7 protein-coding genes are annotated in these 12626 nt (G+C 71.7%); all 7 read left to right on the plus strand.

What is annotated here, in order from left to right; genetic code table 11:
• Positions 1–207 precede the first annotated feature (207 nt).
• The 7 genes from AAH991_RS34670 (at position 208) to AAH991_RS34700 (ending at position 12495) form a co-directional block, all read left to right on the plus strand.
• Complete coding sequence (locus AAH991_RS34670; protein WP_346230158.1) at positions 208–1179, plus strand: hypothetical protein; 972 nt, start codon at positions 208–210, stop codon at positions 1177–1179.
• A 237-nt stretch (positions 1180–1416) separates the two neighbouring features.
• A complete protein-coding gene (locus tag AAH991_RS34675; protein WP_346230159.1) occupies positions 1417–4932 on the plus strand; it encodes a DUF4132 domain-containing protein in 3516 nt (1171 codons plus the stop codon).
• On the plus strand, positions 4929–6005 hold the full coding sequence (locus AAH991_RS34680; protein WP_346230160.1) for an ATP-binding protein: 1077 nt from the start codon (positions 4929–4931) through the stop codon (positions 6003–6005). The genes AAH991_RS34675 and AAH991_RS34680 overlap by 4 nt, the downstream gene beginning before the upstream one ends.
• A 2-nt stretch (positions 6006–6007) precedes the next feature.
• Positions 6008–8251, plus strand: a complete 2244-nt coding sequence (locus AAH991_RS34685; protein ID WP_346230161.1) for a DUF5682 family protein — start codon at positions 6008–6010, stop codon at positions 8249–8251.
• Entirely contained in the window at positions 8248–9366 is a 1119-nt protein-coding gene (locus tag AAH991_RS34690; RefSeq protein ID WP_346230162.1) for a VWA domain-containing protein, read from the plus strand. The genes AAH991_RS34685 and AAH991_RS34690 overlap by 4 nt, the downstream gene beginning before the upstream one ends.
• Positions 9363–11285, plus strand: a complete 1923-nt coding sequence (locus tag AAH991_RS34695; RefSeq protein ID WP_346230163.1) for a YehQ family protein — start codon at positions 9363–9365, stop codon at positions 11283–11285. The genes AAH991_RS34690 and AAH991_RS34695 overlap by 4 nt, the downstream gene beginning before the upstream one ends.
• 295 nt (positions 11286–11580) lie before the next feature.
• A complete protein-coding gene (locus tag AAH991_RS34700) occupies positions 11581–12495 on the plus strand; it encodes an alpha/beta fold hydrolase (protein WP_346230164.1) in 915 nt (304 codons plus the stop codon).
• Positions 12496–12626: the final 131 nt, after the last annotated feature.

Consider the following 12626-nt stretch of genomic DNA (forward strand, 5'->3'; position numbering starts at 1 on the left):
TCGAGCCAATCGACACGTCCGTATCGGCGGCAAATGGAACGATCCATTTCACAGAAGCGAGGGACCAGTCATCCTTGGCACCGTGACGACCGCTATGGAGCGACGTCCGCGTCATCCGGCAGCAATCAGGGAGCGCGGCGACGAACCGGGCGGGCGCGCCGGAGCATTCCCTGTCATCACGCCCGGTGAACCTTTTAATCTAGGAGCATGTTCACCCGACCGTACAGCCCCGAGAACTATCCGGATCACGTCGCCGCATTCGAGGAATTCGTTTCCTCTCCCGAGGGCCGGCGGTTGGTGGAAGAGCATCTGGAACGGCAGTTCGACGAGGGCGAGCTACTGGCCGTCCCGCCGCTTCGCGAGCCCGACTATCGGAAAGCGCTCGGACAGGCCTTACAAGACGAATCGTTCGCACAGCTCGTACGGAAGAACCCTTCCGAGGTCGTTCAGGGGACCGCCGCCGCATTGATCGACTTGAACCGGCGGATCCTGGCTTCCCGCGAAGCCGTCATGTACAGCCCGTTCGAAGTGGACGGATGGGGCGAACTCCACGAACTCGTGACCGCGCGCTTCAAGAAATCAGCAGCGGACTCCGCCCTTGTCAGCATCCTGTTCACACAACCCAAATCCATCGTCTACCGAGACCTCCGACGCAACCACGCATATATAGACATCCGTTCCGGACTGCGCTGGGACCTGTACGTCGCAGGATACGAAGCAGTGCCGATCCTGAACAGGTGGAGGTTCGACGCCCGGGGCTTCAATGAGATACGAGAGCATGTGGAGAGCGAGCACAAGGCGGCTCTGATATCGCCGCACGCACCCGTGACCCGACCACCCTGGCATTTCTCGGGCACGGCCGACTTGGTAAGCGTGATGGTGTATTTCAACGGCTCCACCACGAAGTACGACTGGCTCTCCCTCAAGGGCGTTCGGCTGCTGGATTCCAAGAGCCGGTATATCAGTCACAGCCTGGGTGAGGTGGTCGAGACGCTGAGCGATTGGCGGGACGACACGGATCCGGCCGCCTTACGCGCCCTGGCCCCAGGAGAGGTGTACGCCTCCGCCGAGCCGGCGCTCTCTCTGACACCGTATCTGCTCGCAGCCGGATCGAAACTCCTGGAGGGAGTGGCGGTCAATACGGCCTACGACCTGCTGAAGAAGCTCATCGCAGGCTGAGCCCGCGCCCTGTTCGACTGCGACCGGGGCCCGCCGTGGTGCCGGTCGCGGACCGGCCCGAGCACCTCTCTGTGACACCCCATCAAGCGGATCCCCACCGGCCGATGCGCTGGAAGCCTGTTTGTCAGTCATCCGCGCAATACTCGCCGCTGGCGATCACGAGGATGAGGCATCCGAGATGGCACCGTTCCGTCGTGTCGCCTCAACGAGGAGCTCTACCTTTGTGGAGGTATCGGCATGAGCGCGGCTCGGGTGCTGACCTATGTCGGCGGCGGTTCGGCGAAGTTCTGGGAGGTTCGCCAGGACGGCACGGAGCTGAACATCCGCTATGGGCGGGTGGGCACGGCCGGTCAGACGCAGGTGAAGTCGTTCGACTCCGCTGCCGCCGCTGAGGCGGCGGCCGGCAAACTGGTGGCGGAGAAGTTACGCAAGGGCTACACGGAAGACGCGGCCGCCGCGCCGGTGACCGCCCGGCCGGCGACCTCCCCGGCGGGAACCGACAGCGTCGCGGACGAGGACCGGCTGACGATGCCGCCCGCGTGGCTGCGCGCTCTTCATCCGCGGCGGGGCGGAGCGAAGGTGACCGTGAAGAAGCCCGACGCGCGTGCACCCGAAAAACTCGCCGCGCTGCTGGACGAGCACCGCAAGCAGCTCATTGACGTGCTGACGAAGTGTTCCGATCCGGAGATCGCCTCCGCAGGCACGGCGTACCTGGCCGGGGAGCCCGACGCCCCGCCGCTGGGCGCCGCGGTGGTCGCCGCGATCGTGGGCGCGTCCTGGCCTTCGAGTGAGGAGATGTCGCTCCCTCTGTTCGCCGAAGCATGGCTGGTCGAACGCGGCCTGACGTTCGCGGCGGTGGCCGCGACCGAACTGGCCTCGCTGCATTTCAATTTCTTCTCGGGCATGCGGCCGGTCCAGCGGCTGGCCGACCACGATTCCCCCACGCACTGGCGCGACTGGAATCGGCTGAAGCCCGCCACGCGGGTCCGCGCCGTCCTCGCCACCGCGTCGGACGCCGAGTATGCCGAGGTCGTCGCGGCGCTGGCGCAAAGCCGTGAGGGAGGGCTCCACCACCGAGTGGCGGCTTCCTACCTGGTGCCGACCGAGGCCGAGTGGGTCGCGGCCGACTGCGCGGAGATGAGCCGCCTCAATCGGGGGCTCGCCTTCATCCTGATCACCGCGATCAGCACGCCGGAGCTCGCGACGCTGATCGCGACCCACGCGCAGGCGTACTGGATCGCAGACTCCCTCGCCCTGCTCGCCACGGTCGTCGACGGCCTGGGGAACGCGGCCGTGCCGGTGCTGGCCGGGTGGTTCGACGACGTCCACGACGCGGACAGTCAGCGGCGGCTGCTGGGCGTGCTCGCCGAACTGCCGACCGACGCGGCGATGCAGGCGCTCCTCGACCGGATCGAGCACAAGCACACCCAGCCGGCCCTCCTGCGCGCGGCGGCCCGCTTCCCGCGCCGGGCGATGCGGATGCTGGCCGCCCACGACGGCAAGACCACAGACCTGCTGCTACGCGCCCACGTGCTGTCCCATCTCGACCTGGTGGCCGAGGTGAGGGCGGCCGTCGGCGACGCCGCCGCCCGGCGGATCGACGCGATCGCGACCGCCGCGACGGCCGCCACCGCTCCGGCCGAGGCCCTGCCCGAGGTGCTGGTCAGCCCGCCCTGGACCCGTCGGCGTACGGCCCGCAGGCCGGTCGTCGTGGCCGGCCTGGTGTGCACCGATGAGCCGGCCGTGGTGTGGAGGCCGGGCGAGCGCGACACGTGGCGTCCCGCCCGGCCGGGTGACGAAGCATGGAACCGGCCCTGGCGTGAGAGCTGGGAAGCGGTCGCCGCCCGGATCGCCGACGGCCGGGGTGCCGTGTGGCACGACGAGATCGCCCTGTTCGTCGCCGGGCCCGACGAACTGGCCGCACCGCTGATCGGGAGGTGGCGCCCGGCCGACCTTTACGGGGCCTCCGAGTGGATGCCGAGGGTGGTCGCCAGGTTCGAGCTGGCAGCGCTGCCCGCGGTGCTGGACAGCGCCCGGCGTGGCCCCGCGTCGGTCGCTCCGGCGCTGCTTCCGTTCACCGGCCCGGAGATCGCCGTGCTGATGGCCGGGTGGCTGGCGCGGCTTAAGTCGGTGCGCGCCACCGCGCTGGCGTGGCTGGCCCGTCACCCCGAGGCGGCCGCGAGGGCGCTGATCCCGCCGGCGCTGGGCAAGCCCGGGGTGGCCCGGCGGCAGGCCGAGCAGGCGCTGGCGGTGCTGGCCGCGGGGGGCGCCCGCGACGCCGTCGCGCAGGCCGCCGCGGGTTACGGCCCCGCCGCCGAGGCCGCGGTCGCCGACCTGCTCGCGGCCGACCCGCTCGACGCGCTGCCCGCCAAGATGCCCGTGCTGCCCGAGTGGGCGGAGGCCGCGATCCTGACCCCGATCCACCTGCGGGGCGACGCGGGCGCGCTGCCGCCCGAGTCGGTCCGCCATCTGATGACGATGCTGGCGATCTCCCGGCCCGGTGAGCCGTACGCCGGTCTCGCCCTGGTCAAGGAGGCCTGCGACGCCCGCAGCCTCGCGGACTTCGTCTGGTCGCTGTTCCAGCGCTGGCAGACGGCCGGCTATCCGTCCAAAGAGAGCTGGGTGATGGACGCGCTGGGCCTGCTCGGCGACGACGAGACCGTCCGGCGGCTGACGCCGTTGATCAGGGCCTGGCCCGGCGAGGGCGGGCACGCCCGTGCGGTCGCGGGCCTGGACCTGCTGGCCGGCATCGGTTCCGAGGTCGCGTTGATGCACCTGCACGGCATCGCCGAGAAGGTCAAGTTCAGCGGGCTCAAGAACCGGGCCAGGCAGAAGATGGACGAGGTCGCCGCGGATCTCGGTCTGACGCCGCAGGAACTGGCCGACCGCCTGGTGCCGGACTTCGGGCTGTCCGCCGAGGGCAGCCTGACCCTCGACTACGGCCGCAGGCGGTTCGTCGTCGGCTTCGACGAGCAGCTCAAGCCCTACGTGGCCGACGCCGCGGGAAAGCGGCTCAAGAACCTGCCCAAGCCGGGGGCGAACGACGATCCGGACCTCGCGCCCGCCGCCTACCAGCGGTTCGCCGGGCTGAAGAAGGACGTGCGCGCCGTGGCCGCGGACAACATCCACCGGCTGGAGCAGGCCATGATGAACCGGCGCCGCTGGAGCGGTGCGGACTTCAGGCGGCTGCTCGTCGGCCACCCGCTGCTCTGGCACATCGTGCGGCGGCTGGTGTGGGGGCTCTATGACCCCTCGGGCCGGCTCGTGGGCGCCCTGCGCGTGGCCGAGGACCGCAGTTTCGCCGACGTCGAGGACGACACGCTGACCTTGCCCGACGACGCCGTCGTCGGGGTGGCGCACCCGCTGGAGCTGGGCGAGGACCTGGCCGCCTGGGCGGAGGTGTTCGCCGACTACGAGATCCTGCAGCCGTTCCCGCAACTGGGCCGGGAGACGTACGGCCCGGACGAGACGTTGCTGGCCGAGATCCACTCGGCCAAGATCCCCACCGTGAAAATCATCGGCCTGGAACGGCGCGGCTGGCGGCGGGGTTACCCGCAGGACGCCGGCCTCCAGTTCTGGATAGAGCGGGACGTGCCGGGCGGCCAGATCATCACGATCGGGATCAGCCCGGGCATCGCGATCGGCCACCTCGACTTCGCCGACGAGCAGACCCTGGAGGGAATCGCTCTCGACGGCCTCGATCCGGTCACCGTCTCCGAGATCCTGCGCGACCTGCGGGAGATCACCCGATGAACGAGCACGTCCAGCGGCCCCCGGCCGAGATCCGCTACGCCGACGAGCTGGCCCGGCTGCGCGACGGTGACACCGACGACCGGCCGCCCGGCTGGGCGCTGAGTCTGCGGGCCGCCCGGCGCTTCGTCCTCGGGGACGAGAAGCTCGGCATCAGCCGCAAGTTCGTGGGCGACCCCTCGCTGATCGACCGGTCCCTGGTGACGCTCGCGACCAACCGCGGGCTGATGCTGGTGGGCGAGCCGGGCACGGCCAAGTCGCTGCTGTCGGAGCTGCTCGCCGCGGCGGTGAGCGGAACGTCGACGCTCACCATCCAGGGCGGAGCGGCCACCACGGAAGACCAGATCAAGTATTCGTGGAACTACGCGCTGCTGGTCGCGGAGGGCCCGTCCCCCCGGTCGCTGGTGGCCGCACCGCTGCTGCGCGGTATGGCCGAGGGCAAGGTGGTGCGCTTCGAGGAGATCACCCGGTGCCCCCTTGAGGTGCAGGACTGCCTGCTGTCGCCGCTGTCGGACCGCGTGCTCGCCATACCGGAGCTGACCGGCCCGGAGGCGATGGTGTTCGCCCGGGAGGGGTTCACCGTCATCGCCACCGCCAACACCCGCGACCGCGGCGTCAACGAGATGAGCGCCGCGCTCAAGCGCCGCTTCAACTTCGAGACGGTCTTCCCCATCGCCGACTTCGACACCGAGCTGCTGCTGGTGGAGGCGGAGGCCACGGCTCTCCTGAAGCGGTCGGGCGTCGGCGCGCCGCCACGGCGCGACGTGCTGGAGGTCCTGGTCACCACGTTCCGGGAGCTGCGCGAGGGGCAGACGGCGCGCGGTGACGCCACCGACCGGCTGTCGGGAGTGATGAGCACCGCCGAGGCCGTCTCGGTCGCGCATGCCGTCGGGCTGCGCGGGTGGTTCCTGCGCGGGGAGCCCGGTGACGCCGCCGACGTGGTCTCCTGCCTCGCCGGCACGGCGGCCAAGGACAACCCGGAAGACCTGGCGAAACTCCGCAGATATCTGGAGCAGAGGCGGCCCGGAGACCAGTGGAAGGCCTTGTACGAGGCCCGTCACCTGCTGCCGGGCTGACCATGGCGGTCACGTTCCTCGGCGTGCGGCACCACAGCCCCGCCTGCGCCCGGCTGGTCGCCGACACCATCCGGTCCGTACGGCCCGCGTACGTGCTGGTGGAGGGCCCCGCGGACATGAACCACAGGATGGACGAGCTCCTGCTGGGCCATGAGCTGCCGATCGCGGTCTACAGCGGCTATCGGGATCCGGAACGACGGCACGGCTCATGGACACCGTTGTGCGACTACTCCCCGGAGTGGACGGCGCTGACCGCCGGCCGTGACGTCGGCGCCGAGCTGCGCTTCATCGACCTGCCCGCCTGGCATCCGGCGCTGGCCGAGGTGCGCAACCGGTACGCCGACGCGGAGGCGCGCTACAACGAGGTGACCGGACGGCTGTGCCGCGCCTTCTCCGTGGACAACGTGGACGCCCTGTGGGACCACCTATTCGAGATCGAACCGGCCGACGGGCTGGCCGAACGGCTGGCCGCCTATTTCGACCTGGTGCGCGGCGACACGCGGACCGGTTCCGACGACATGGCTCGCGAGGCGTACATGGCGCAGTGGATCCGGGCGGCGGCCGCCGACGCGGGCGACGGGCCGGTGGTCGTGGTCACGGGCGGATTCCACCGCCCCGCGCTGATGCGGCTGGCGGAGCAGGGCGACCGGAGCTGGCCGGAGGTGCCACAACCGCCCGTGGACGCGGTCGCCGCCAGTTATCTGGTGCCCTACTCGTTCCGGCGGCTGGACGCCCTCGACGGCTACCAGTCGGGCATGCCGTCGCCCGGCTACTACCAGCACCTGTGGGAGTCCGGTCCCGCCGACGCCGCCCGCAGGCTCACCGAGGCGGTGACGGCCCGGTTGCGGGAGCGGCGTCAGCCGGTGTCCACCGCGGACCTGATCGCCGCCCGGGCCACCGCGGACGGTCTCGCGTTGATGCGCGGTCATCCGCTTCCGGCCCGGGTCGACGTGCTGGACGGCCTGGCAGGCGCACTGGTCGACGAGGCGATCGAGGTCCCGCTGCCCTGGGCGACCCGCGGCTCGCTGCGGGCCGGCACCCACCCCGTGATCGTGGAGATGATCGCGGCCCTCAGCGGTGATCGGGTGGGCCGCCTGCATCACTCGACTCCGTTGCCACCGCTGGTCCACGCGGTTCTCCCGGTGGTGGGCGGCCCGGGTGAGGAACGGCTCGACCTCGGCGAGGAGGCCGGCCGCGAGCGCAGCCGGTTGCTGCACCGGCTGCGGGTGCTGCGGATCCCCGGCGTGGTCCGAACCTCGGGACCTCGTCTGATGGACGGCGCCGAGCTCGTCGAACGATGGACGCTGACCGAGTCCGACGACCGGCTGCCCGCGCTGATCGAGGCCGGTGGCTATGGCGTCGACCCGCAGGAGGCGGCGGCCGCCGCCCTCGCCGAACGGATCCCCGGCGCCGGCCTGGACCAGCTCGCCGACGTCCTGTTCGACACGGCGCTGTGCGGCCTCGGCGAGCTGACCGGGCAGGTGCTGGACGACCTCGCGCGGGCCGTCGGCGCGGCGACCGACCTGGGATCGCTGGGCCGCACCCTCACCGTCGCCCTGGCCATGTGGCGCCACGACGACCTGTTCCGCACCAGCGGCAGCACCACCCTGGGCATGGTCGTGGCGACCGCCACCCGCCGGGCGCTGTGGCTGGCCGAAGATGTGCGCGGCGGCCCGGCACCGGCCGACCTCCATCGCATCGGCGCCGTGGTCGCCGTACGCGACGCGCTCCGGCACGCCGGCCCGTCGCTCGGACTGGACACGCAGGCGGCGCTGGGCGTCGCCGACCGGATCGCCGTCCGTCAGGACGCGCCGCCCGACCTGCGGGGGGCGTCGCTGGGCCTGGGCTGGTCACTGCGGGGCACGGCCGCCGCGGACCCGGCCCGGGCGGTGCGCGGCGCGTTCGTCCCCGCGTCGGCCGGGGACTGGCTGGCCGGGTTGTTCGCGCTCGCGCGGGAGGAGGTGCTGCACACCGGCGGCATGCTGGAGCTGCTCGACGAGCTGGTCGGAGAGTTGACCGATCACGACTTCCTGGTGGCTCTGCCCGCGCTGCGCCAGGCGTTCGGCTTCTTCCCCCCTCGCGAACGGCACCTCATCGCCACCCGTCTGGTCGAACGGCGCGCCGGGGGTGCGTCCGCATGGGACCTGACGCGGCTGGACGCGGCGCCGGAGCTCGTGGCCGCCGGCAGGGCACTGGACGAACGGGTCGACGCGGCGCTGCGCCGGGAGGGACTGATCACACCATGACCGACCCCACCCTCGAACGGTGGCGCCTGCTGCTCGGCGAAGCGGGCAGCGCCTGCCTCGCCGGGCAACGGCTCGGCACACAGGCCGCCGCCCGTGACGCGGCCATGGACTGGCTCTACGGCCGCGACGAGGAGCTACGCCGGCGTGGTGTGCGGCAGGGCGGGACGGGTGAGTCGACGCTGACCACCTTCGACTGGCTGGACGACATCGCACGGCTGTTTCCCAAGGAGACCGTCGAACGCCTGCACCGTGACGCCGTCGAGCGCTACGAGATCCATGACGTGGTGACCGACCCGGAAGTGCTGGCGCGCGTCGAGCCCAACCCCGCGCTGCTCAAGGCGGTGCTGCGGACCAAGCACCTGATGAACCCGCAGGTGCTGCGGCTGGCCAGGCGGATCGTGGAGCAGGTGGTGAGGCAGCTCATGGACAAGCTCGCCACCGAGGTTCGCAGCGCGTTCTCCGGCACCAAGGTGCGCAGGCCCGGCCGGATGCGGCTGGCCCGCAACTTCGACATGGTCAGGACCCTGCGCGCCAACCTCGGCCGCTATCAGCCCGAGACCGGCAAGGTGGTGATCGAGACCCCGTACTTCTTCTCCCGCACCCGCCGCCACCTGGAGCGGTGGCAGGTGATTCTGCTCGTCGACCAGTCCGGGTCGATGGCCGGCTCGGTGATCCACGCGGCGGTCACCGCGGCCTGCCTGTGGGGGTTGCCCGGTGTGCGCACCCACCTGGTCGCCTTCGACACCGAAGTGGTCGACCTGACCGCCGACGTCGACGATCCGGTGGAGTTGCTGATGAAGGTGCAGCTCGGCGGCGGCACCGACATCGCCCGCGCGGCGGCGTACGGCGCGGGCCTGGTGGACCAGCCGCGCCGAGCGATCGTCGTGCTGATCACCGACTTCTTCGAGGGCGGTGATCCGCGCCGGTTGGTGCGGGTCGTACGCGACCTGGTGGCGCAAGGCAGCAAGGTGCTGGGCCTGGCCGCCCTCGACGAGCAGGCCAATCCCGCCTACGACCGGGAGCTGGCGCAGCGCCTGGCCGACGCCGGAGCCTACGTGGGTGCGATGACACCCGGCGAACTGGCGTCCTTCGTCGCGGAGCACGTGGGCCGATGAGGACGGATCTGCTCGGGCTCACGACGGACTCCCTCGCCGCGCTCACCAATCGCGGCCTGGTCAAACGAGCCGGCAAGGAGGCCGCGCCGGAGCTCCGCACCGACCCCGACGGCACCGTGCACGGCAGCTTCTCCGACGGCCCGGCCACGACCCTGCCTCCCGGCGGCCTCGACGCGGCCCGTTGCACCTGCGGCGCCGCAGGCGTCTGCCGGCACGTCATCGGGGTGATCCTCGCCTATCAACGCCTGTCCGCCGAGGCTCCCCCGGCGCCCCTGCCCTGGTCACCGGGGCAGGTGACCGACGACGAACTCACCGACAAGATCGGTGCCCGGCTGATGGCCGCCGCCCGCCGTACGGAGAGAGCCGGCTTCACCGCGCGGGTCCGCCGGGCGACCTCCGCCGACCCGGTGCCGCAGGTGGAGCTGGCCACCGCGACGGTGCGCTTCCTGGTCCCCGGCGATCTCGGGTTCGTCCACACGGACGCCGTCGCCGGCAGCCGCGACGACGTCATCGCCCTGGCGGTGTGGGCGTTCCGGGTCGCCGACGCGCTGTTCCCCGGCGTCCCGGAAGTGCGGGTCGACGTCGGCGGCCGGGCCGAGTCCGGCGCCGGATCCGGGCTGGAGCGGGCCCTGGGTCTGGCCGGCACGGTTCTGCGCGAGGGCGCAGCGCATCTCGGTGAGGGCCTCGACGCCACCATCGCCGACGTGCGGCGCCACCTGGACGCGGCCGGGCTGCGCTGGCCGCTGCTGGCCGTCGGCGACCTCGCCGAACAGCTCACCTCCTACCGCGACCGTGGCGCCCACTACCGTCCCGAGCTGCTCGCGAGTCACATCGCGGAACTACATGCCCGGCATCGGACGGTGACGCGGCCGGACGCCACTCCGCGCGGCAGCGTGCTCGGCACCGCCGAGGCCGCCGAGACGCCGTTGCGCCGGGCCCGGCTGGAGAGCCTCGGCTGCCGCGTCCGTGGCGTCGGCGGCCGGCGGATCGCCGAGGTCTACCTGGTCCACGGCGACAGTGCCATGGTGCTGGTACTCCGCCGTCAGTGGGACGGCGACGACGACGGCGCGGCGCTGGCACTGCGGCGGATCGGCACGTCCACGCTGGCCGCGCTGGCCACCGGCACCCTGGTCACGGAGTCCGCTGTCCGCAGCGCCAGCCGTACGGTGCGGCTGGCCGGTGGACGGATCTCCAAGACGACGATCAGCCCGTCGCGGGGCGCGTGGGGTGAGCTGCCACCGTCTCTGGTGGTGACCGACTTCGCCGCCCTCGGCCGTGAGCTCGACGCCCTCCCCCTCCGGCACGTCCGCCCGCGGGTGGAAGCGGAACTCGTCCGGGTCGTCGCCGTCGCCGGGGTGGAGGCCGTCACCTACGCGCCCGGAGACCAGCGTCTCGACGCCGTCATCGTCGACCGGGCGGGCAACACCGCCACCGTCAGGGCGACCCACACCGGTGCCGCCCCCGGACGCCTCGACTCGCTGGCCGCCGTGCTCGCGGGCGAGGAGGGCGAACCGCGTCACCTCAGCGGGGTGGTCGGACGGACCGCGGGCGGCCTCGTCGTCGAACCGCTCGGCCTGGCGGCAGGCGGCCGAGTCATCGCTCCCGACCTACAGCCGGCCGGGGAGAGCAGCAGGCTCGTGGTCGCCGAGGACGACCGGCACGAACCCCTCACCGCGGCCCTGATCGACACCCGGGATCTGCTCGCCGAAGTCGCTCATCACGGCCTGTCCCACCTGCCGCCGAGCTACGACGACCGGCTCGCCGCCGCGGCGGAGCGGTTGACCATGCTCGGACTGCACAGAATGGCGCAGGCCGTGACGGCCTTCGCGGCGAGGCGGACCCACGACTCCGAGGAGGCGGCCGAGCAGGCCTGGATCGACGCGTACCTGCGCCTGGACGTCGCCCTGGACCTGAGCTGACCGATATGGGGGGCTTGCCCTGTCCGGCAGCGAGCAGTCGCGTGACGCCTTCAAGCCGAAGGCCGGAGCGCTGCGGACGATTCCTTGCTGGCGACTCCCCCGGAGACCTGGGCAGCGAGCGCCCGGCACATGACGTGTGTCCCCCGCGCGAGCTACCGGCGAATGTCCACTGAGCGGTGACGATCTCGGACCGCGTGATCCGTAGCGTTACGACGCAGCCACGGCGCTCCGTCGCTTTCCCCGCCGCATCGCCGTGCGCGTCACTTCCTCGTCGACTCCCTCACTGGAGGACCTCATGCTCCGCAGAACCAGGACATCTCTTGTGGCGGCACTGTGCTGCACCGTGCTCGGCGCGGGGGTCGCCGGCTGCGGCGGCGACGCGCTGGAGAACTGGGACCCCTTGGCCTCCGCCTCACGGACGCCCGGCGCCACCCCGATCTCCGGGACCGAGAAGATCGACGTCGCGGGCCGGTCGGTGAACGTGTCCTGTTCGGGCGATCCGGAGAAGGGCGGGCCGGTCGTCATCCTGATGCACGGGGCCGGCGATGGGCTGGACAAGCTGGCCGGCATCCAGAAGACGCTGAGCGAGCGGAACCGGGTCTGTTCCTACGACCGGCTCGGCGCGGGCGCGAGTGACCAGCCGGAGGGCACCCAGAGCTTCGACGACACCGGCAAGATCCTCACCGGGGTGCTCGACCGCGTCGCCGGCGACAACCCGGTCGTCCTGGCCGGACACTCGCTGGGCGGGCTGATCGCCGCCAGGTACGCCCCCGAGCACCAGGACAGGGTCAAGGGGCTGGTCCTCATGGACGCCACCCCGCCCACCATGGCGAACGACATGACGAAGGCGATCCCCGAGTCCGCCACGGGCCCGGCGGCCGAGTTGCGCGCGCAGAACCTCGCGGTGTTCCAGGGCGAGAACCCGGAGAAGCTCGTCGTCCCCGACGGCAAGGTCCGTTCCGCCGGGAGCATCCCGGTGGAGGTGATCCAGCACGGGACGCCGTACCTCGCGGCCGTCCCCAAGTACGGGCCGCGTCTGGAGCAGGCGTGGGCCGCGGGCCAGCGCAAGTGGCTCGCGCTGTCCAGCGACGCCAAGCTGACCACGGCCGCGAAAAGCGGCCACTACATCTACGTCGACCAGCCCGATGTCGCCGTCAAGGCCATCGAACGCGTCACCGCGCAGGCCGCGCGTCAAGCGCACGGTGAATAACACACACCCCGGTGACTCGGGCCCGACGCCCGTCACGCCCTCGCCGCGCCGAACAGGGGCCGGCGCAGCCAGGCGATGAAGCAGTGGTCGCTCAGATGCGGGTTCCGGACCACCGGCCGGACGACCTGTCC

Origin of the sequence: Microbispora sp. ZYX-F-249 (genome assembly GCF_039649665.1) — a bacterium.
In the GTDB taxonomy this organism is placed as follows: Bacteria; Actinomycetota; Actinomycetes; order Streptosporangiales; family Streptosporangiaceae; genus Microbispora; species Microbispora maris.